The 20,370-nt window shown below is 55.6% G+C and carries 21 protein-coding genes and 1 pseudogene; 10 read left to right on the plus strand and 12 right to left on the minus strand.

Features of this window, described 5'->3' with window-relative positions:
* Positions 1-461 precede the first annotated feature (461 nt).
* A complete protein-coding gene (locus tag A37O_RS0105715; RefSeq protein WP_018296537.1) occupies positions 462-836 on the minus strand; it encodes a GntR family transcriptional regulator in 375 nt (124 codons plus the stop codon).
* 201 nt (positions 837-1,037) lie between these two features.
* Here A37O_RS0105715 and A37O_RS16100 point away from each other — a divergent pair.
* Positions 1,038-2,391, plus strand: a pseudogene (locus A37O_RS16100) (NYN domain-containing protein).
* A gap of 94 nt (positions 2,392-2,485) precedes the next feature.
* On the opposite strand, the gene A37O_RS0105725 reads toward A37O_RS16100, so the two are convergent.
* Both A37O_RS0105725 and trxA read right to left on the minus strand, forming a co-directional pair.
* Positions 2,486-3,370 carry a PspA/IM30 family protein gene (locus A37O_RS0105725; protein WP_018296538.1) on the minus strand — a complete coding sequence of 295 codons (885 nt, stop codon included), beginning with the start codon at positions 3,368-3,370 and terminating at the stop codon, positions 2,486-2,488.
* A 182-nt stretch (positions 3,371-3,552) separates the two neighbouring features.
* The gene (gene trxA / locus A37O_RS0105730) at positions 3,553-3,999 is read right to left on the minus strand and encodes a thioredoxin (RefSeq protein WP_083912605.1); all 447 of its coding nucleotides are present in this window, start codon (positions 3,997-3,999) and stop codon (positions 3,553-3,555) included.
* 42 nt (positions 4,000-4,041) lie between these two features.
* Here trxA and A37O_RS0105735 point away from each other — a divergent pair, with 42 nt between their 5' ends.
* The 7 genes from A37O_RS0105735 (at position 4,042) to A37O_RS0105765 (ending at position 10,203) form a co-directional block, all read left to right on the plus strand.
* Positions 4,042-4,245, plus strand: coding sequence for a heavy-metal-associated domain-containing protein (locus A37O_RS0105735; protein WP_018296540.1), 204 nt, complete (start codon positions 4,042-4,044; stop codon positions 4,243-4,245).
* 48 nt (positions 4,246-4,293) lie between these two features.
* Entirely contained in the window at positions 4,294-5,319 is a 1,026-nt protein-coding gene (locus A37O_RS0105740) for a pirin family protein (protein ID WP_026196171.1), read from the plus strand.
* A 2-nt stretch (positions 5,320-5,321) separates the two neighbouring features.
* Positions 5,322-5,657, plus strand: a complete 336-nt coding sequence (locus A37O_RS0105745; protein WP_018296542.1) for a GNAT family N-acetyltransferase — start codon at positions 5,322-5,324, stop codon at positions 5,655-5,657.
* A gap of 4 nt (positions 5,658-5,661) precedes the next feature.
* The gene (locus tag A37O_RS0105750) at positions 5,662-6,144 is read left to right on the plus strand and encodes a carboxymuconolactone decarboxylase family protein (RefSeq protein WP_018296543.1); all 483 of its coding nucleotides are present in this window, start codon (positions 5,662-5,664) and stop codon (positions 6,142-6,144) included.
* Between the two features lie 60 nt (positions 6,145-6,204).
* Positions 6,205-6,405 carry a heavy-metal-associated domain-containing protein gene (locus A37O_RS0105755; RefSeq protein ID WP_018296544.1) on the plus strand — a complete coding sequence of 67 codons (201 nt, stop codon included), beginning with the start codon at positions 6,205-6,207 and terminating at the stop codon, positions 6,403-6,405.
* A gap of 107 nt (positions 6,406-6,512) precedes the next feature.
* Positions 6,513-8,795: a heavy metal translocating P-type ATPase gene (locus tag A37O_RS0105760; RefSeq protein ID WP_018296545.1), complete on the plus strand. Its 2,283-nt coding sequence runs from the start codon at positions 6,513-6,515 to the stop codon at positions 8,793-8,795.
* A 79-nt stretch (positions 8,796-8,874) separates the two neighbouring features.
* Positions 8,875-10,203, plus strand: coding sequence for an MFS transporter (locus tag A37O_RS0105765; RefSeq protein ID WP_018296546.1), 1,329 nt, complete (start codon positions 8,875-8,877; stop codon positions 10,201-10,203).
* A gap of 101 nt (positions 10,204-10,304) precedes the next feature.
* On the opposite strand, the gene A37O_RS0105770 is transcribed toward A37O_RS0105765, so the two are convergent.
* On the minus strand, positions 10,305-10,502 hold the full coding sequence (locus tag A37O_RS0105770) for a hypothetical protein (protein ID WP_018296547.1): 198 nt from the start codon (positions 10,500-10,502) through the stop codon (positions 10,305-10,307).
* Between the two features lie 206 nt (positions 10,503-10,708).
* Complete coding sequence (gene dnaB, locus A37O_RS0105775) at positions 10,709-12,208, minus strand: replicative DNA helicase (RefSeq protein ID WP_083912606.1); 1,500 nt, start codon at positions 12,206-12,208, stop codon at positions 10,709-10,711.
* Positions 12,209-12,607: 399 nt separating this feature from the next.
* On the opposite strand from dnaB, the gene A37O_RS0105780 reads away from it, so the two are divergent.
* A complete protein-coding gene (locus A37O_RS0105780) occupies positions 12,608-13,324 on the plus strand; it encodes an AAA family ATPase (protein ID WP_018296549.1) in 717 nt (238 codons plus the stop codon).
* On the plus strand, positions 13,325-14,047 hold the full coding sequence (locus A37O_RS0105785; RefSeq protein WP_026196172.1) for an AAA family ATPase: 723 nt from the start codon (positions 13,325-13,327) through the stop codon (positions 14,045-14,047).
* Between the two features lie 109 nt (positions 14,048-14,156).
* On the opposite strand, the gene rplI is transcribed toward A37O_RS0105785, so the two are convergent.
* The 7 genes from rplI to A37O_RS0105820 all read right to left on the minus strand — a co-directional run bounded on the left by rplI (position 14,157) and on the right by A37O_RS0105820 (position 20,358).
* Positions 14,157-14,609 carry a 50S ribosomal protein L9 gene (gene rplI / locus A37O_RS0105790; RefSeq protein ID WP_018296552.1) on the minus strand — a complete coding sequence of 151 codons (453 nt, stop codon included), beginning with the start codon at positions 14,607-14,609 and terminating at the stop codon, positions 14,157-14,159.
* A 46-nt stretch (positions 14,610-14,655) separates the two neighbouring features.
* Entirely contained in the window at positions 14,656-15,306 is a 651-nt protein-coding gene (locus A37O_RS0105795; protein ID WP_018296553.1) for a single-stranded DNA-binding protein, read from the minus strand.
* 98 nt (positions 15,307-15,404) lie between these two features.
* The gene (rpsF, locus tag A37O_RS0105800) at positions 15,405-15,692 is read right to left on the minus strand and encodes a 30S ribosomal protein S6 (protein ID WP_026196173.1); all 288 of its coding nucleotides are present in this window, start codon (positions 15,690-15,692) and stop codon (positions 15,405-15,407) included.
* A gap of 135 nt (positions 15,693-15,827) precedes the next feature.
* The gene (locus tag A37O_RS0105805) at positions 15,828-16,028 is read right to left on the minus strand and encodes a hypothetical protein (RefSeq protein WP_018296555.1); all 201 of its coding nucleotides are present in this window, start codon (positions 16,026-16,028) and stop codon (positions 15,828-15,830) included.
* A 2-nt stretch (positions 16,029-16,030) separates the two neighbouring features.
* The gene (locus tag A37O_RS0105810) at positions 16,031-17,416 is read right to left on the minus strand and encodes a glycosyltransferase family 87 protein (protein ID WP_018296556.1); all 1,386 of its coding nucleotides are present in this window, start codon (positions 17,414-17,416) and stop codon (positions 16,031-16,033) included.
* A gap of 92 nt (positions 17,417-17,508) precedes the next feature.
* Complete coding sequence (locus A37O_RS0105815; RefSeq protein ID WP_018296557.1) at positions 17,509-19,770, minus strand: transglycosylase domain-containing protein; 2,262 nt, start codon at positions 19,768-19,770, stop codon at positions 17,509-17,511.
* A 219-nt stretch (positions 19,771-19,989) separates the two neighbouring features.
* Positions 19,990-20,358 (minus strand): DUF5318 family protein, encoded by a 369-nt coding sequence (locus A37O_RS0105820; protein WP_018296558.1) that lies wholly within the window; start codon positions 20,356-20,358, stop codon positions 19,990-19,992.
* Positions 20,359-20,370: the final 12 nt, after the last annotated feature.

A 20,370-nucleotide genomic window follows, 5' to 3' on the forward strand; every position in this document is an offset into this window, starting at 1 on the left:
AACAACCATCCCAAAGGACAGCAACTATGCGGCAGGGAAACAACCAAGCACACAAACCAACACACAAACAAAAGTACATTGGCACACTATCGAGTTCTCACACAACACTTGCACCCAACACCATCCACACTCACCGAGTGTTTTCTGGCCTTCAGGGCCGGATTTCAATCTTACATCTTCGTTAATTTGAAGTCAATTTGATTGAAACTCCCTGTCGCTCGTTCCGCTCTGCAGCGTTCCTTGCGACTTGAAGAACTATATCCATAAACAGAAACACTACACAAATCGCCTGGTTAAAGCCTAGTTTTAAGCTAACTAATCAGCACGCATTTCATGTCAAGGCTTTCTGAAGACATTTTTTCCAATCAGAACTGAGGATCCGCGTAACCACTATTCAGTTCATAAGAAATTTACTTCCAAACATCGGGTTGTAGCGCAATTTAGCCGTCACAGTGACGTTATTACTTATACATTCCCCTACTTTCGGCAACTCTATCGACCAGCTCGTGCAATTCGTCCCTGGCGAAATTCAACCTGACCGCCTCGTCGATAAGCGGTGCGAGATAGTCTCCCGGAAATCCACGCCTACGATTCTCAAGAATGCGTTCCTTCGCATTCTCCGCAACAAACGTGCCTACCCCTCTTCTGTTTTCGAGAATGCCTTCATCCCGTAAGAGTGCGATCCCTTTTCGGGCAGTTGCGGGATTGATTTCGTGAAAGTGAGCCAAATCATTTGTCGATGCGACTCTGTCTCCGGGCCCATATTCCCCGTCAACAATGGCATCGGAAATCAGGGTAGCTATCTGCCGGAAAAGGGGCTCTGCTTCGTTATCCACAAATCGGGCTTTCATCTTAGTCGGTTAGTTAGTGTTGCAACTTACCGTATAAGTAAGGGAACCAAATCGCAATCATTTTCGTTGACTACTATGGAATACTCATAGTTTTGCCGTTCGCTATCGACTTAATCGGACAACGTCAGGCAGACTAGGGGGGCAATGAAAATTAGTTAGAACGAAAAGATTCGGAATTTAGGAGCCATGCTTGAACGCACATTGGTCTTTGTTGACACGTCTTACCTGCTCGCGAGCTTTTACAACTCGTGGGATACAGGCGCGAGATCACAATTAGAAATAGATCTTCCCGAGGTAGTCAACAGCCTCGGGGACATGATTACCCAACAACTCAACCAACCTATTCATAGACAATATTGGTACGACGGAATCCCTGATTCAGGGCCGCATCGTTATCAACGTGCGCTGCGCACCTGTAATGGTGTGCAATTACGCACTGGTCAATTAATCGAATGGGGTGAACGTCGCACGCAGAAAGGTGTTGATACACGGTTAGTAACCGACATCGTTGTCAATGCCCTGCGCGGTCAGTTCACTGACTTCGTGCTGGTTTCCGGAGATGCGGACATGATTCCCGGTGTGGAAGAGGCGACGAACGCTGGCGTTCGTGTGCACCTCTACGGCTTCGGCTGGGATTCGATGTCGTCGGCATTGCGCCATGTGTGTGATTCCACGACGATTTTGGATCCGCGCGAGGATTTCTGTGATGCCATGCAGCTTCGTGTTCTGGAAGGTCCCCTTCCCCCCAACTATTCGGGAGCGGCCAATTGGTGATGCTGAACCGATTGAGCAGTTTGACGGGATGACTGCGGTTCCTGATCCTCAGCGTCACAAGGACTCAACGACCACGGATGCGGATCATCCAGCGGAAGCTCCTGCAAAGGTAGAGATTGGCATTGGGGAAGCTTTTCCAGAGCGCAAACCGGCAAAATCCAAACCGTCTGAATCCGAGAACGAGCAGCATCAAAACGGTCAGGTCACTACCGACAATGCTGAATCCGCTCCTGAGCCGGCTCCCCCAGTGTCGCATGAAGCCGACGAGCCTAGCGAAGTCGAAACGGAACTGGTCAATTCCCAGTTTCTTCCTTCGTCCACCAAGCAGGCCTCGCCCCAGCCTTCCCAGCTAGGCGAGCCAACCGACTCTACAGGCGTGGAAAAGGACACAGATTCATCTGGGTCCGGCGATGCTATACCGAAGCCAACGCCGAAGCCGTCCATGATGGCACCCCGGAGGAAGCTGCGGTCTCGCTACCTTCCACTACCGGAGGAAGTTTGGTCTTCAGCCGGCTTCCAGACCCCGTTTGATGTGGGCCAGCAGTATGCCACGTGGTGGTATGAAAACGTCGCTTCGGGTGAGCAGCGGGATAAGGCGCACACTCTTTCAGGAGGTGGCTTACCTGCTGAAATTGACCGCCCTTTGCTCCAGTTTGCGTGCGAGACCCTGCATGAATACACGCTTAGTGAAAACCAACGCGTCAACTTGCGCGATGGATTTCACTCGGGCATTCGTGGTGTTTTAATCAACTTCCACAAGGAGTAGGCCACCCGAGCCAAGACAAAAATGCCCCTGAACACGATCGTGAATGATCCTGTTCAGGGGCATTTTCCAACTCAGCGGGGTGAATGCACGCGCCCTATTTCTGTTCGGTCTCGCCCTCGGAATCGTGAGAAGCGTCGCCGGAGGTGTCCTCAGCCAAGTAAGCCTCCGCCTCGTCAATATCCGAATCATGCTCCGAAGCCTGAGAAGAGTCTGCTGCATCGCTCTCTGCTGCTCCAGACCCTGCCGTGAGCTGCTCCGGCGAACGCATCGAAGCACGAATCTCGTCAAGCTTTGCGGAAGCCTTCATATCGGTGCCAGCAGAAGAGATCTCCGACATGCGATCGTTGACCGTGTTGCCCAGGAGCTCCTGTTGGCCAAGCGCATCTGCGTAGCGTCGCTCGATCTTGTCGCGGACGCCATCGAGGGTAGGAACGGAATCATCGGTATTGAACTGACCGATGGTGTCCATTGCCTCGGTAGTCTTCTCCTGCATCGCAGCCTGATCCGCTTGAGCCATCAGCTTGTCCACTTCAGCCAACTGGCCCTTCAGACGAGTCTCCGACTCCTGCTGTTGTTTCTGCGCCTGTGCCGCGGCTTGGTCAGCCTGCTGGTACATGTTCTTGGTGTTTTCCAACTCTTGCTCAACAGCTACCAACTGGGAAGCGAAGATCTCTGCGGTGTTGCTGAATTGCTGTGCTTTTTCGCTGTCACCTTCACCAGCGGCCTTGTCCGCAGCCATCAGGGCAGTGCGTGCCTTCTGCTGGTAGTCTTCCTGAGATTTCTGCAGGCGGTTCATCTGCATTTCAAGCTGCTTCTTATTGCCAATAATGCTTGCCGCTTGCTCGGTGATTTGCTGATGCTGCTTCTTGGCAGCCGCTACTGCCTGCTGAATCTGAACTTTGGGATCGGCGTTCTCGTCGATCTTCTGATCAAACGAAGCCATCAAGTATTTCCAACCCTTGCTAAACGGATTTGCCACTGGAGTGCTCCTTGTTATTGGTATCGGCAACGATCTATTTAAGTCCTCCCCAGTTTACGTTCGGATTTGCGACTTTGCTGTCGACCTGATTCGAACCCGACTCGGTCAATTGGAGATTCACCCAGAGCGCACAAAACCCACCCCGATTTGGGGTGGGTAAAGGTGGGAACAAAGGCTAGCGTTTAGCCCTCTTGGTTTTGGTCATTCTGCTGGTTCTGCTCGGCAACCTGGCGACGAACGTCATCCATGTCCAACGCCTTCACCTGCTCGATCAGGCTGTTAAACGCTGCCGGAGGCAGTGCTCCAGCTTCACGGTAAACAAGAATTCCGTCGCGGAAAGCCATCAGCGTTGGGATTGCCTGAACCTGAAGAGCGGCAGCAAGCTGCTGGTTTGCTTCGGTATCAACCTTCGCGAAAGTGATGTCTTCGTTTTCTTCAGATGCCTTTTTGTAGGTTGGCGCGAACTGCTTACAAGGGCCACACCAGTCAGCCCAAAGGTCGACGAAAACAATGCCGTCCTTGGTCACGGTCTGCTCAAAAGTGTCTTCGGTTACATCGATAGTAGCCATGTATTCTCCCTGTTTTTTCGGATCTTTTGTAAGGTTCCCTTGTATGCCCCAACGATACATGGGGCCGGGATATTCCCGCAGCAGCGTAAAGGAGTAAATGCAATGACAAAGAATTACACAGTGAACGGCCTCAATAGCCAGGAAGATGCAGACACGCTGGTTGCGGAAATCAATGAAGTACCGGGTACCCAAGGCGCCGAGATTGATCTAGTAACCGGGCGCGTGTCCGTCTCAGGAGAGGGATTCGCCGATGATCAGATCCTAGATGCTGTTGAGTCAGCAGGGTTTTCGCTTCTCGTCGAATAGCGAAAGAGAGCGTAGCGGTGCCCGTGCGTACTGACGTAGCCTTATGTCATGTCCACAACAGAACAGAACCCGGAGCCCATCGATCTTAAGCCGCAGGCACCTACCTGTAGCGATGGGGCAAAAGTTGAAATTATTACAGCTCGAGAGGTTCCCCTTGGCGGACCCCGAGCAATGAACGTGCACCGCACCCTCCCGCAGCGACAGCGTTCGCTAATTGGAGCGTGGTGTTTCGCGGACCATTATGGGCCAGAAAATGTTGCCGATACGGGTGGGATGGATGTTGCCCCACACCCGCATACTGGTCTGCAAACCGTCTCGTGGCTCTTCGAAGGCGAGATTACCCACCACGATTCCGGCAATAACCACGCTGTTGTCATTCCTGGCCAGGTCAATTTGATGACCGCTGGTGCCGGTATTTGCCACTCCGAAGTCTCCACCCAGTCAACCACGACGTTGCATGGCGTTCAGCTCTGGACGGTACTGCCAGATTCTGCACGACACGGAGAGCGCCGCTTCGACCACTATGAGCCTGAACTTTTGGCCCTCGACGGCGCACAAGCACTCGTCTTTATGGGCACCTTGTTCGGCGAAACGTCCCCGATCTCGACGTTTACGCCACTCGTTGGCGCCGAAATCCGCCTCGACCCGGGCGCTACACTACCGATTGCCGTCGATCCCGCCTTTGAGCATGGATTGCTTGTCGACGAGGGCGACGTCGATTTGGAAGGCGTCGTTGTTAAGCCCCGGGAGCTTGCTTATACCGGTGTGGGAGAAACCGAACTGCGCATTCGGAACAATGGCTCCACCCCGGCGCGACTGATCCTCATCGGTGGCGAGCCATTCACTGAAGACGTTGTGATGTGGTGGAACTTTATTGGCCGCACACACGAGGAAGTTGCCCAATACCGCGAAGAATGGGAAAACCACTCCGAGCGCTTCGGCGAAACACACGGGTATATTGCCCATCATGCCGACGGCTTCGACAGGTTGCCGGCACCTCCCTTCCCCAAGACTCGATTGAAAGCACGTACGAATCCAGACCCGGTAGCCCGACCAGAGCAAAGGATTGACTAGCAATGAGTGAAGTACGCAAGGCCAACAATCACTTCGAAATTATCGCTGACGACGGGAACGTCGCAGGTCGAATGGATTTCCTTGACAAAGCCAACGAGCGGATTATCTATCACACGGAGATTTCCGAGGAATATGGTGGCCAAGGACTGGCAGGTGCTATTGCCCGAGGAGGCCTCGAGGCAACGAAGGACGAAGGTCAATCTGTGGTTGCGGTCTGCCCATTCGTTCGCGGTTGGCTGGAAAAGCATCCCTCGGACGTCGAAGAGATGGGCGTTGAATGGCGCAAACCGCGCCCTGCTGATTTGCAGTGGCTGGATGAAGAACTAAAGGAGCAATAAAGCAATGACCGAAATTCCTGCAGAAACGCAGCGCGTTCCAAACTTGGGGAAGTTCTTTCCCGAGATCTTCAAGGGCCAAGGCCGGGTCGTGATGCAAATGCGCAAGGTCTACCCCGAGGTAGATCTCTCCGAAGCGCTAGTGGAGCTGGTCAGCACACGGGTCAGCCAAATTAACGGCTGCGCCGCCTGCCTTGATACCCACGCGCCTGCGGCCCGCAAGGCCGGGGTGTCTCAAACCAAACTGGATGTCCTTCCGGCGTGGCGCGAGCTGCCCAATGTATTCGATGAGCAGGAATACATGGCACTCGAGCTTGCTGAGGAGCTCACCATTTTGCCTCGCGGTAGCCGGCACACAGATGTTGTCCGCAAGGCCTGCACGGTTTTTGCAGAGGAGCAGGTAGCGGCCCTGGAATGGGCGATCATCTTGATCAACACATACAACCGAATCTCCATCGCCTCGGAGCATCAGCCACGGACACCACGTTGACATGTACCCCCCCGGGGTATATCGTGGGCGATGTCAACACCCAACAGAGAGGACATCACCATGGCAGTTAAGAACTACACCGTTGAAGGAATGACCTGCGGCCACTGCGAGGCTAGCGTCAAGGAAGAGATCTCCGAGATCACAGGCGTTACCGCAGTAACCGCAGATCACAACACCGGCGCCGTCGAGGTGACCGGCGAGGACTTTACCGACGAGCAGGTCACTGCAGCCGTTGCCGAGGCGGGCTACGCGGTTAAGTAGCGTCGCAGACCCCCACTTTCCCGGAGGATCACCTCCGGGTTTTTTCATGCTTGATTAATACCCCTAGGGGGTATAAACTTGGATGTGGAATCTTGAAAGGAACCCAGATGACATCCGCAGATGTAGATAATGTGCCAGTCAACCTCGCGCACATTGACCTCGGAGTAACAGGAATGACCTGTACATCCTGTTCCAACCGAGTCGAGCGCAAGCTCAACAAGGTCGACGGCGTCGAAGCCAACGTAAACTTCTCCACGGAAACGGCAACGATCCAGTACGACCCAGAGAAGACCGACCGAAATGCACTCATTGAAGTTGTGAAGGGTGCTGGATACGACGCTTTCGCGCTGTCGGACGCTAGCTCAACCGATGCGGCTTCGGAATCGTCGTCAAGCGGAAGTGCCCATGACCAGATCGACGAAGCCCGCGAGCGCGAGGCAGATAGCCTGAAGTCGAAGCTGATCGGCTCGGCGATCCTGACTGTGCCGATCATGCTGATTTCGATGATCCCGGCCCTGCAGTTCACGTATTGGCAGTGGGCCGTGTTCGCCATGACCACGCTGGTCTACATCATCGGCGGTGAACCTTTCCACCGCGCGACGTTCGCAAACTTGCGCCACGGCTCGACCACCATGGATACCCTGATCACCCTGGGTACCTCCGCTGCGTACTGGTGGAGTGTCTACGCGCTGTTCTTCGGCAATGCTGGCATGACCGGCATGAAGATGGAGATGAGCCTCCTACCGTCGGATGCACACATGGACGAGATCTACCTCGAAACCACCGCCGTCGTGATCACCTTCCTGCTGCTCGGCCGCTGGTTCGAGACTAAGGCGAAGGGACGCTCATCCGAGGCGCTGCGCGACCTGTTGAATATGGGCGCCAAAGATGCCGCCGTGATCCGCGATGGCAAGGAAATCCGCATCCCGGTCAGCCAGCTCCAGGCAGGCGACCAATTCATTGTTCGCCCAGGTGAAAAGATCGCTACCGACGGTCGAGTGGTCAGCGGTTCCTCAGCTGTCGACGAGTCCATGCTCACCGGCGAGTCGATCCCGGTCGAGGTCACCGAGGGCTCCAAGGTTACCGGCGCAACGCTAAACACCTCCGGTCGCATCATCGTGGAGGCCACCCGTGTCGGCTCCGAGACCACCCTGTCGCAGATGGCGAAGCTCGTCTCTGACGCCCAGGCCGGCAAGGCTCCCGTGGAGAAGCTTGTTGACCGCATCTCCTCGATCTTCGTTCCTACCGTGATCGTTATTTCGATCATCACCCTGCTCGTACACCTGGGGCTGGGCCACGGCACCGCCTACGCTTTCACTGCAGCCGTGGCAGTGCTGATCATCGCCTGTCCTTGTGCACTCGGCCTGGCTACTCCAACTGCCATCCTGGTGGGCACCGGTCGTGGTGCTCAGATGGGTCTGCTGATCAAGGGCCCTGAGGTACTTGAGTCGACCCGCCAGGTCGATACCATCGTCATGGACAAGACCGGTACGGTCACCTCCGGCGAAATGAGTGTTTCCCAGGTTGTTGCGGCAGAAGGCATTGCTAACGACGACGTCCTCGCCCTCGGCGCTGCTGTGGAAGCAGGCTCGGAGCACCCCATCGCCCAGGCAATTGTGAAGGAAGCAGAACGCTCCATTGCCGTGCCTGAGGTGACTGACTTTAAGAACGAAGCGGGCCAAGGCGTCTCCGGCTTGGTCGATGGAAAGCGCGTAGTGGTGGGCCGTCCTGCCGGTCCCCTCGGCGAGCTGCAGGCTGCATTTGATGCGGCGCAGACCACTGGTGGTACTCCGGTTGTCGTCTCCGCAGATGGTGCGGTCATCGGTGTCATCACCGTGCGCGATACTGTCAAGGAAACCTCCGCTGAGGCTGTCGCTAAGTTCAAGGAGCTTGGCCTCGAGCCTTACCTGCTCACCGGCGACAACCGCGGTGCAGCCGAAGCTGTTGCAGCAGAGGTAGGCATCCCCGCCTCGAACGTGATCGCTGAGGTTATGCCTGAGGACAAGGTCAACGTGGTGAAGAAGCTGCAAGCCGAAGGCAAGCGCGTGGCCATGGTGGGCGATGGTGTCAACGACGCCGCAGCACTGGCTACCGCAGATCTGGGCCTAGCCATGGGCGCCGGCACGGATGTTGCCATCGAGGCCTCGGACATCACTTTGATGAACAACGACCTGCGCTCGGCTGGCGACGCTATTCGCCTCTCCCGCAAGACGCTGGGCACCATCAAGGGAAATCTGTTCTGGGCCTTCGCCTACAACGTCATCTTGATTCCAGTTGCTGCCATCGGTTGGCTCAACCCAATGCTGGCAGGTATCGCCATGGCGTTCTCCTCGGTCTTCGTGGTATCGAACTCCCTGCGCCTGCGTGGCTTCAAGTCCTCACACGCATAGTCTCAATCTGACCCTGCGGCTCCTTTTGCCCTCGAACCTACTCGTGGTTCGAGGGTTTTCTGCTATAAGGTAATTAGACGTGAATAATCCACAGACTTCTGAGCAGCAGCTCACCCGCACGGAACGGCTTGACCGGCTCCCGGTGACACGTAAGCACAAAAAGCTCCTCGTTGGCTCCGGTGTTGGCTGGGCCCTCGACGCCATGGACGTCGGCCTCGTCTCTTTTGTCATCGCCGCGCTGGCCGTCCACTGGGATTTAGACAAGACCACCACCAGTTGGATCGCATCGGTCGGCTTCATTGGAATGGCCATCGGTGCCTCTTTGGGCGGCTTGCTGGCCGATAAGATCGGTCGTCGTCAAGTATTTGCCCTGACACTGCTGATCTACGGCATCGCCACCGGTGCCTCTGCCCTCTCGGTGTCGGTGGGCATGCTCTTAGTGTTCCGCTTCTTCACCGGGCTTGGGCTCGGCGCGGAACTCCCTGTCGCCTCCACCCTGGTCAGCGAGTTCGCCCCGCGCAAAGTGCGCGGACGAATGGTCGTGTGGCTCGAAGCATTCTGGGCCGTGGGCTGGATTTTAGCTGCGATCATTGGCACCTTTGTCGTCGCTGAAGGTGAAAACGGCTGGCGTTGGGGCCTCGCTCTCGGTGCCGTGCCGGCCGCCTATGCGCTCTACATTCGCATGAAAATCCCCGAGTCGGTGCGCTTCTTGGAGGAGAAGGGGCGTCACGACGAAGCCGAGGCCATCGTCCAGGACCTGGAAGAGGGTGTCGATCCCGCAGATTATGACACCACCCCTGCTCCGCCTGCCGAAGAACACACAGACGGCGGAATTTGGTCCAAGCCGATGTGGCGCCGCACCTTAGCGTTCTGGATCGTGTGGTTCTGCGTCTCGTTGTCCTACTACGGCGCGTTTACCTGGATTCCCTCGCTGCTTGTCGATCAAGGCTTCACACTGGTGCGTTCGTTTACGTTCACACTGATTATCACTCTGGCTCAGCTTCCGGGTTACGCCATGGCTGCCTGGCTCATCGAGGTCTGGGGCCGGCGGATTACCCTCGCGGTTTTCCTTGCCGGTTCGGCAGGTGCCGCAGTCTTCTATGGACTTGCAAGCTCCGAGTGGCAGATCATCGCTGCGGGCTGCCTGCTCTCCTTCTTCAACCTCGGCGCTTGGGGCGCGCTCTATGCCATCGGCCCCGAGCTCTACCCCACCGCCATCAGAGCCACAGGTACAGGCGCCGCCGCAGCATTCGGCCGAGTGGGCTCGATCTGCGCCCCGCTGATCGTCCCGCCGCTTCTGGTCTTCGGTGGTCAGGCCGTCGTATTCTCTGTGTTCGCGTCGGCCTTCGCCATCGCTGCGATCGCGGCGTTTACCTTGCCTGAGCAAAAGGGCAAGGTGCTTGATTAGGGCTTCAACCCTGCTTCGCTTAAAAAAGCTAAACGACGATCACCTCACCTGGTGATCGTCGTTTTCTTATGTTCGGTTGTTAGAGGTTGTGTGGTTCGCTGTTATGCGAACAGGCCCTTCAACTTCGAAAAGAAACCTGGACGCTCGGACTGCGTCGCGTCGTTCCACTCATCGATCGAACGAGGCATATTCAGTAACATCGTTGATTCTTGAGTATGAGCGACGGTGATGGAGTCATCGAGGCGTGCCATGGTTGAAGCGCAGGCCGGGGATGCGTTATCAATGGATCGAATGGTCACAGCTAGCTCCTTTCTGTTTCCCTTAAGACTAGGGATCAAATCACCCCCTGTCACCGTTGGTAAGGCAAACCTAACTCGATTGAATTATCCATAGGTAGCCTTGACCAGGGGAAACAGCAATTGGCATAGAAGTTTATGCCACACAAGGGGGTGTGATTGTGACATGCGTCACTACCCCCGATTGTGACCTTCCCCGACCCACTCCCCTAACCGTGAGCCATGTTAACGAAGCGCGAGTAGTGCAGCTGGTGCGCCACCGGAATAGTGTCGATCGGGCCACCACGATGCTTTGCCACAATGATGTCGGCCTCGCCCGCGCGTTCATCATCCTTGTCCTGGGAGTCTGGGCGATAGAGCAAGAACACCATATCGGCGTCCTGCTCCAGGGAGCCCGACTCACGCAGGTCCGCGAGTTGAGGTTTCTTGTCGTTGCGCGACTCTGGGCCACGGTTCAACTGCGAGATCGCAATAACCGGCACTTCCAACTCCTTCGCTAACAGCTTCATCTGACGCGAGAATTCCGAGACTTCCTGCTGACGCGACTCAACCTTCTTACCGGAGCTCATCAGCTGCAGGTAGTCCAGCACAACCAGGTCGAGGCCATGCTGCTGTTTCAAACGACGCGCCTTGGAGCGGATCTCCATCATGGTCAGGTTCGGTGAATCGTCGATAAAGATCGGCGCTTCCTGGATCTCAGACAACCTCGAGGTCATCTTCTCCCAGTCGCCCTCCTCCATCGTGCCGGCACGCATCGACGACAACTTGATCTCAGTCTCCGCCGAAAGCAGGCGCATGACGATTTCGGTGGCAGACATTTCCAGCGAGAAGATTGCCGAGGTCTTGCCATGGTGAATTGAACACGAGCGCATGAAGTCCAATGCCAGGGTGGACTTACCCACACCGGGACGTGCCGCGATGATAATCATCTGACCCCCGTGGAGGCCATTGGTGAGCTTGTCCAGATCGATGAAACCAGTGGGAACACCGGCCTCAAGGCCGCCCCCCATTTCAATCTTGGCTAACTCATCGACAGTCGGCTTGAGCAGGTCCGAGAGAGCCTGGTAGTCCTCTGTGGTACGCGACTGCGCAATGCCGTAGACCTCTTGCTGTGCCAGATCGACGACGGCCTCTACGTCCATACCCTCCGAGCCCTCGTAGCCCATCTGAACCACGCGTGTACCAGCATTGACCAACTGCCTCAGCACCGACTTCTCAGCGACGATCTCGGCGTAGTACCGCGCATTAGCCGCAGTAGGAACTCCCGAAATCAGCGTATGGAGATAAGGCGCGCCACCTGCCCGCTCGAGCTCATTGAAGCGATCCAACCGACCGGACACGATCAGCGGGTCAATCTCGGAGCCCTGCGAGTAAAGATCCATGATGGCTTGGTAAATCAACTGGTGCGCAGGGAAGTAGAAATCTTCCGCCGTGAGTTCCTCGATCACGTCGAGCACCGTATTCGGGCTCAGCAACATCGAGCCCAGCACGCCCATTTCCGCCTGGCGGTCATGGGGTGGTTGGCGATACTCCTGCATCGACTCATCTTGGTGATTGAAATTGCGCTTGCGACCGTAACGCTCTGAACCTTGGGAGCCCTGCGAACCCTGGTGCGAGTCTTGTGGCTCTGGCGGTGGCGTATATCCGTCGTCGAAGCTGGTTGAATCATCTGGCGATGTCACTGTGTTGCCCCTTCCTTCTGCGCTCATCTTACCCATCGATTTAGACACTTAAAGTTGATGTTTCAGCCCTGTGGAAAGGCCCCTACTGAGTGAGTGTTCCACCTCGTCGAGCGTTCTTTTCTCCACTTATCCACAAGAATCTGTGGATAACTCCCAACCCTGCACGTCGCCAGGGCCACCCATCCGTGAGCATTTGTGGATAACCTGTGGATAAATCCGAAAGACCAAAAAACAACTCTTTATATTCCCAGTTCACAGCGCTATTTCTGTTGTGCATAAAACAGTACGGCCGGTGTATAACTATCATCACCTGCGGGTATGCGCGGGCTAGCTGATCTCCATTAATGAAGCAAATTTACTTCCCGCAACGAGTTTCCGGGCGAAAGAATCTGAAAACTATCCACACCCCGGGGCTAGCATGGGACTATGTTTCTCACCCACGCTCGGATAGAAAGTGTCAAAGGTCTCCCAGACTGGCTGCAATCACAACCCGTTGTCCGCGCTCTGTACCACGATGGCATCAGATTTCCTACTAGCATCACAATTTTTACAGGTGAGAATGGAGCCGGGAAATCCACCCTCATCGAAGCGTTAGCAGTCTCCCTTGGCGCAAATCCTAGTGGTGGTTCGCGCAATGCCCGCTTCAATTCGCGGATCGGGGCGGAAACCCCAGTCTCACCGCTGCACCAATCACTAATAACAACCCGGCGGCGCAACCCGACCGATGTGTTCTTCCTCCGCGGAGAAACGTTTTTTGATCTCACGCACTATTACTCCACCCTGCCGAGGGACCCATACGCTGGGCTCATCTCTCGTAGTCATGGCCAATCGCTGATGGAACTGCTCCGTGGCAGGCTAGGCAGTCGGGGTCTCTATTTCTTGGACGAACCCGAAGACGGTCTTTCGGTTTTCGCCCAACTCGAACTACTCGGGAATCTTTGGCACTTAGCCGATCGGGGGGCACAAATCGTATTGTCCACCCACTCGCCGATTCTGCTGGGTATCCCCGAAGCCACGCTTTACTCGCTTGAAGACGATAGCATTCGTGAAACATCCTTCTCCCGCTGCGAGGCAGTAACTGCACACAGAGAATTTCTTGCCGACCCGGTCGGCACCGCTTCGTACCTGGTCGGTGAAGACTAGATGGGAGACTTCATTCGAGCGTTTCAGCTGCGCCAACAACCGCTGGGCTCATCTCCAAATTGGGTCATGAAAGTACCCGCAGTTCAGGCACTGACAAATGTCGGAACTCTTAGCCTCACCAACAGCGTGACCGTATTGACTGGCAATAACGGTGTAGGAAAATCTACCCTTTTGAAGTCTTTGGCGCGAAGTTATGGTTTTGCGCTTCACGGTGGACCTTTCGGGTACGGTCCTCCTGGCCCTCAAGGCGATCTCCACAATTGTACTCGCGTTCAACTCGGTTCTCGCAGCAAGGAGGGCTACTTCTTACGCGCGGAAACGCACTTCTCCCAGGCAAATAGTTTCAGAGACTCAGCTCCAGGGGTGACAAATCTCCATCACATGAGCCACGGGGAGTCTGTCATGCAGGTGGTGGAATCTTTTCATAAAGATGGGTTGTACATTCTCGATGAACCCGAGTCGGGACTTTCGGCGATCCGCCAAATGGCGTTGTTGGCAACACTGCATCGTCTGAGTACCACAGGATCACAAATAATCCTTGCCACTCACTCGCCGATCTTGCTTGCCATACCCAGCGCCAACCTCGTGGAAATTCATGAGGACGGAACCTGGAGTGAGCACACCGAACTACAGGATACCGTTGCATTTCGTGCACTCGACGAGTTCTTCGCAGACCCCGCAGGAATTTCGCAGTTCATGATCGAGGTGACAAAGGACCAATAGATAAAGAGGCGGGCTCTGCACACCTCACATGTGCAGAGCCCGCGTCTAATGCTGTTGTCGTTTGACCTACCTGAGCCTCACGCTCAGTTGGTCGTCGATAAGCGAAGTATTACTCGCCTTCGACCGTGAAGTTCACCTTAGCTTCCACCTCTGGGTGGAGCTGGACCTTAACCTGGTAGTTGCCGGTCTTGCGGACCAGATCCTTTGGCAGGTCGATGGTGCGCTTGTCCAGCTGCGGTCCACCTGCGGCCTGGATGGCCTCAGCAACGTCGGCTGCCTTAACGGAGCCGAAGAGCTTGCCAGCCTCCGAGGTGCGTACCTTGACCGTGACGCCAGTCAGCTGGTCGAGGGTGTTACGCAGTTCCTTTGCGTGATCGAGGTCGCGCACTGCACGAGCCTCTTGGGCACGCTGAATGCCCTGAATCTGCTTCTCTGCGCCGCGGGTAGCAACAATTGCTAGGCCGCGAGGAAGCAGGTAGTTACGTCCGTAGCCGTCCTTGACCTCGACAATTTCGCCGGGAGCGCCAAGGTTATCAACGGCAGCGGTGAGGATCAGCTTCATGATCCATACCTTCCTTCAGTTGAATATTGGTCGTTGTGTGTTGGCTTTAGAACGGAGGCTCGTCGTCCATCCCACCGAATCCACCGGCAGGAGGTGCGGAGTTCCACGGATCATTCTGTGGCTGCTGGCTAGCTTGGTTTCCACCCTGGCTACCCTGCTGAGGTTGGTTCTGGCCGCCTTGCTGGCCGCCGAATCCGCCCTGATTGCCACCGAATCCACCGGTGTTACCTTGATTGGACTGCTGAGGTTGATTTTGGCCGCCGAATCCGCCGGACTGCTGCTGGCCACCCTGGTTGCCGCCGCCCCAGTTTCCGCCGGACCCACCCTCACGTGGGTTGCGGTTAACTTGAGCAGTTGCATAACGCAGAGATGGACCGACTTCGTCCACTTCGATTTCGAACACGGTCCGGTTTTCACCTTCGCGGGTCTGGTAGGAACGCTGACGCAGTCGGCCGTTCACAATGACGCGCATGCCCTTTTTCAGGGATTCGGCCACGTTCTCGGCAACTTGACGCCAAACGTTACAGGTCAAAAACAGTGCTTCGCCGTCTTCCCACTGATTGGTATCGCGGTTGAACGTACGAGGGGTCGATGCAATACGGAAATTAGCTACTGCCGCACCCGATGGGGTGAAGCGCAGTTCAGGGTCAGCAACGATGTTGCCGACAACGGTAATTGGTGTATCTCCCTGTGCCATGTTTTTAGCCTTCCTTTGCCCTAATCCGTAATCAAGGTCTTCTTTGAACTCGCGTGAGCGATTCGAGCCTATAACTGGTGTTCTACCAGTTTCCGCTCTTACTTGTCGGTTCGCAGAACCTTGGTACGCAGGATGGTGTCGTTCAGGTTAAGAACGCGATCCAGCTCTGCAACAGTGTCAGCCTCGCACTCGAGGTTAACTACTGCGTAGATACCTTCGTCCTTCTTGTTGATTGGGTACGCAAGACGACGCTTGCCCCACACATCAACGTTTTCCACCTTGCCGTTATCCTTACGGACGTTCTCGAGGAACTTATCCAGGGACGGGGCAACGGTGCGCTCATCTTGTTGCGGATCAAGGATGATCATTACTTCGTAGTGACGCACGGACCTCATCACCTCCTATGGTCTTATATATTGGTTTTCGGCCATCACCATCTTTAGTGATAGCAGGAGGGTTCGTTGCGTCAAGCAACTTACCCAGGGTACCGCATGGAAAGCCCAGCAAGAAATCGCTGGAGCCTAACCCGCCGACCCTTCAGGCACTGCGACGAACACCGCCAGGCTCACGGGGATCACCGTCATGAACAGGAAAGCAATCACGATGACTGGTACCCAGACTTTCCACGGCTTCTTCTTCATCGCCAAATAAAAGGCTGTGCCAAATAGCGCGAAGGAGATGAAGATGGAGACAATACCCAAGATGGTAGTTAGCGAGAGCATGATTAATCTTTCTGAACCCACTCGTTCGGGGAGGTTAATAAGGGATCGTGACCATGGTGCGCAGCGGCGACCTTGTCCGGGATGTTTCCAAGGATTTGCGTAATCACCAGCACGATCATCGCCACAATGAACCCATCACGCACTAACACGACGAGGTTGAGTACCTCTCCTGGCAGTCCGTTGTTGTCTGATCCAAGCATATGCCACATCAAAATCGGCCAGACCATCATGTCTACGGTCATCCAGCTAAATAGCAGGCGCCAATACGGCAGGGCGAGCATCGCTGGAATGACTAGCCAGAGGGAGTATTGCGGGCTCCACACTTTATTGAAGAGAAGGAAAAACGCCACGATAAGAAAGAGCAGCTCGGCAACCCGTGGCGTGCGTGGCGCTTTGAGCCCGAGAATCAGGATCCCGAGGCATGCCGCGGCGAAGAGCACCAAAGTCACTGCATTGAGAATCTCTGGTGTCCCCGCGTCAGAGTCGAAGCCCGACCAGCCCGTCATGCGGGAAATGACTGCGTAAATCGTGGTCCATTCCCAGCTGCGTTCCGAATTCAAGCGAGTAAATTCCGCCCACGCCTGCGGGTAGCTCAGCATCACTGGCACGTTGATCACAAGCCAGGTAGCCACCGACGTGAACAGCATCTTGAAAAAAGGCACAAAGTTTCGTTTTCGAATCGCCACCACTAAATAGGCCCCGAGAACGAATAAGGGCCACATCTTGAAGGCGGTTCCCGCACCGATCATCACTCCGGCCCAGAGGAATCGCTTATTCCTTGCCAGCAGCAAAGCCGCGACAAGGAACATGATCGAGGGAATGTCCCAGTTGGTAAAGGCATGGACGATCACCAGAGGCGAAGCCGCGACCAGGACAGTGTCCCAGATTCGATTACCCGCAAGTTCCGCAACCATCCGGATGGTACAGATCCACATGATCGACAGCACGAACGCCGTCAGGTAGAAATACCACCCTGCACCTGGCAAAAACGAGTCCACTAAGCCGTAGGTATTGCGGGCAATCCACCCCATTACGCCTTGGAAAAGTCCAGCCAACACCGGGTATTCCATGTACCTGGTGAGATCTCCCTCGACCCAGGAGTACGCATAGACAAAACCTGGCTGATCCAGGCCTCGACCGCCGTAGAGCGGAGTGATGTCGTTATAACAAAACGAGGTGTACTGCCGGTTTCCAGCCCAGTTCAGGCCGATCACACCATCAGCAGTACGCGCCCCACCCGCGCAGTTCGCCTTCGACAGCACCCCAAACGCAAGGAACACCCAGGCCACAGAAATGAGTACCCGCAGCGGAGTCCACCACCGCGCCCGCCCAATGCGGGCGAAGCGCCCCATCGGGCCGCCGAGAAAGCGCACTACATCCCGCGCCATGGGCTCAGTGTGAGCAGGTTGGACCCGGTCAGCGGGGTGCGGCGCCTTTTTGCTTATCGACGATTCCCTCACGCCCTCGGACATTACTGCCATTACAGCTGCAAATCAGGTGGAATGATATCGGGAATCTCAATCTCAGGAATTTCAATTCCGCCGTTGCCTGGGTTTGGAAGTGGCGCTGGTGCTGGCTCCGGTTCTGGAGCTGGGGCTGGCTCGCGCGACGGTGCTGGTTCGCGGCTTGGTGCAGGCTCACGCGAAGGCGCCGGTTCTCTCGAAGGCGCAGGCTCAGCCTCGGATGTCGGTTCTGGCGCTGGTGCCGGAGCCTGTGACTGAGGCTCCGTGTATACAGGCGCCGGTGGGACATAGCTGTAGTTACCACCAGGGGCTCCTGAGCCCCAGGTGATGGGCGCGGCGGTTGGGAAAGTTGTTGCCTCCCGGCCCTCGAGAGAAACGTCCATTATCTGCTTCCAAATGGAAGTGGCAGTGCCGGAGCCGTACATATTCCCGCCCCACTCATTGAAAATGGCGCTGGTGTTATCGGCGGTGCCAACCCACACTGCTGTGGTGAGTTCCGGTGTCGTACCCACCATCCAGGTGTCCTTGTTCGTACCGGTATCACCCAGCTGAGAGGTACCTGTCTTCGATGCCGACGCGCGACCATTCGCAAGCGGCTTATTTGAGTACGCTGCAACTGGCTCCATGGCATTAATCGTGGCATCCGCAACCTGTGCGTTGACGCGACGCTCGGAGTACTCCGGATCAAACTGATAGAGAACTTCTCCGTCCACAGTTTCTACACTTTCGACGAAGTGGGTCGGATGCCAGACACCGTGATTAGCAAGCGTAGCCACTGCGGTTGCCATATCAATGGCGCGCGACTGGTACTGACCAAGCACGATACCTTCGTATGGCTGATCTCCGTTTTCCGTCAGCGTCTCTGGGATCCCGGGCAGCGACTTCGCTATTCCGAGTGCGTGTGCCATGTCGGCGGTGTCCTGGGTAGTGTTCTCCAGATCGTTCTGCAAGCGAATGAACGAGGTGTTGTAAGACTTCTCCAGTGCGGTCGCGATGGAGGTGACGCCGGCGTTCCCGCCGTCCCAGTTATCTACGACAATATTGCCGGGCAACGTCACAGGACCAGAGTCATAAGCCGCGGTCAAAGGAATACCCTGTTGCAGCGCAGCCGCGAGACCGAAGATCTTAAAGGTCGAACCCGTCTGCAGCGCGGCGTCAGCGTAGTCCCAACCGCTGGCATCGTCACCGCCATAATAGCCGCGCACTGCACCAGTGCCAGGCTCAACCACAACGGCAGAAGCGCGCGCGTCGTCCTGCAGAGTAGCTAGATTCTGCTCAACAGCATCAAGTGCCGATTGCTGCACTTTCGTGTCAATCGTCGTGGTGATCTGCAGGCCGCGGTTGGTGACGTCCTCTTCAGAAATACCAATGAGCTCAAGCTCACGAATGACCTGGTTCTTAATCATGCCGTTCGCACCGGTGGCCTCGGTATAGGCAGAGTATTCGGCAGGATTCCGTGTCTCTGGGAAGACCATTCCGGTGCGCTGTTCCTCTGAGAGGGAACCCATTTCAACCAAGCCATCGAGGACGTAATTCCACCGCTGTTCTGCGCCTTCGCGGTTATTCCACGGATCAAGCTGACTTGGCAGCTGGATCATCGTGGCGAGAAGAGCACTTTCTTCGACGTTGAGCTCTGCTGCGGGCTTGGCGAAATAAGCATTCGCGGCAGCTTCGACACCATAGGCATTTCTGCCGAAGTAGACGGTATTCAGGTATGCAGCAAGAATGTCTTCCTTGCTCCACTGGTTCGTCATTTTGACCGAGTAGACCAACTCACGAGCCTTGCGGACATAGGAGTGCTCGTTACCCACCAACGAGTTCTTCACGTATTGCTGCGTAATGGTCGAGCCACCGCCAGCGGAATCATTGCCTGTCAGCTGACCGATCGCAGCACGTGCAAAACCGGTAAAAGAGAAGCCCTGATTGGTCCAGAATTCTCGGTCCTCCGCAGCAAGCACGGCATCTTGCAGATGCACTGGGACATCTTCCAAGGCGATCTGAGTCCTGTTGCCTTCAGGCGGAACGAGACGCGCCAGCTCCGTCGTCGAGTCATTCGCGTAAATCGACGACACCTGGGCGGCCTGCAATTCCTGAGGCTCAGGGACATCGACTCGGGCGTAAGCAATACCAAAAATGATCAGTGGAATCGCGATAATCGCAACCACAATAACCGCGAGCGCCGTCCACAGACTATTCCGTTTCTTGGGCTCGGACGATCCCTTCTTCGAGCTATCGCTTTTCCGCTTCGAAGTCTTATTCTCGTTAGTGTTTTCAGCCACGTAGATTTCCTACAAGTTAGAAGACAGCATTGTGCGCGATCCTGCGAGTCCTAGCACAGCGCTGCCCATGCCAAAATATGTGCCGCTTACAGTGATGCAGGCATACCCGTTTCCGGTTACTTCACTGTTATCTAGAGTTTCTATTGTTATCTATAGTGCAGATTACTTCCTTGCCCTATGTTATGGGAATTGGAAGCCAGCAATTTTTCCAACTAAATCTTAGGCAGTGGCCTTGATGTCTGCCTGAGCTTCCGTAAGAAGATGGTTCCAAGAACAACTTGGACACACTTCCACATTGTGCACCGTCACAGGACCCGACTCCTGGATAATTGCCAAAATTTCGTCGTCGCTACGCGCTGTGCCCGACCTCCGGCCCAACTGCTCGCCGTAAATCCACTTCACCGTGCGCAGCTCGCCTTCGCAGATCGGGCATGGACGACCCGCCGGTGCACCGTGGAATTTTGCGGCGGTGATGAGCAGGAAATCCGCGTCGCAGACCTCTTCACGTTTCATCCTGCCGGCCTGCACATGCCGCAAAACATTTCGGCGCTCCCACTCGTGTGAGATTTGATGACTATAAATAATCACGCTTTCCACCTT

This window comes from Corynebacterium lubricantis DSM 45231 (assembly GCF_000379425.1).
Taxonomy (GTDB): Bacteria; Actinomycetota; Actinomycetes; order Mycobacteriales; family Mycobacteriaceae; genus Corynebacterium; species Corynebacterium lubricantis.

What these genes read in the sequence shown, in the direction of transcription:
- A37O_RS0105780 (WP_018296549.1), top strand. Translation starts at nt 12,608, where the DNA reads ATGTTTCTCACCCACGCTCGGATAGAAAGTGTCAAAGGTCTCCCAGAC.
- A37O_RS0105745 (WP_018296542.1), top strand. Translation starts at nt 5,322, where the DNA reads ATGAGTGAAGTACGCAAGGCCAACAATCACTTCGAAATTATCGCTGAC.
- rplI (WP_018296552.1), bottom strand. Translation starts at nt 14,609, where the DNA reads ATGAAGCTGATCCTCACCGCTGCCGTTGATAACCTTGGCGCTCCCGGC.
- A37O_RS0105735 (WP_018296540.1), top strand. Translation starts at nt 4,042, where the DNA reads ATGACAAAGAATTACACAGTGAACGGCCTCAATAGCCAGGAAGATGCA.
- A37O_RS0105805 (WP_018296555.1), bottom strand. Translation starts at nt 16,028, where the DNA reads ATGCTCTCGCTAACTACCATCTTGGGTATTGTCTCCATCTTCATCTCC.
- dnaB (WP_083912606.1), bottom strand. Translation starts at nt 12,208, where the DNA reads ATGAGCGCAGAAGGAAGGGGCAACACAGTGACATCGCCAGATGATTCA.
- A37O_RS0105740 (WP_026196171.1), top strand. Translation starts at nt 4,294, where the DNA reads ATGTCCACAACAGAACAGAACCCGGAGCCCATCGATCTTAAGCCGCAG.
- A37O_RS0105755 (WP_018296544.1), top strand. Translation starts at nt 6,205, where the DNA reads ATGGCAGTTAAGAACTACACCGTTGAAGGAATGACCTGCGGCCACTGC.
- A37O_RS0105785 (WP_026196172.1), top strand. Translation starts at nt 13,325, where the DNA reads ATGGGAGACTTCATTCGAGCGTTTCAGCTGCGCCAACAACCGCTGGGC.
- trxA (WP_083912605.1), bottom strand. Translation starts at nt 3,999, where the DNA reads ATGTATCGTTGGGGCATACAAGGGAACCTTACAAAAGATCCGAAAAAA.
- A37O_RS0105760 (WP_018296545.1), top strand. Translation starts at nt 6,513, where the DNA reads ATGACATCCGCAGATGTAGATAATGTGCCAGTCAACCTCGCGCACATT.
- A37O_RS0105810 (WP_018296556.1), bottom strand. Translation starts at nt 17,416, where the DNA reads ATGGCGCGGGATGTAGTGCGCTTTCTCGGCGGCCCGATGGGGCGCTTC.
- A37O_RS0105795 (WP_018296553.1), bottom strand. Translation starts at nt 15,306, where the DNA reads ATGGCACAGGGAGATACACCAATTACCGTTGTCGGCAACATCGTTGCT.
- A37O_RS0105750 (WP_018296543.1), top strand. Translation starts at nt 5,662, where the DNA reads ATGACCGAAATTCCTGCAGAAACGCAGCGCGTTCCAAACTTGGGGAAG.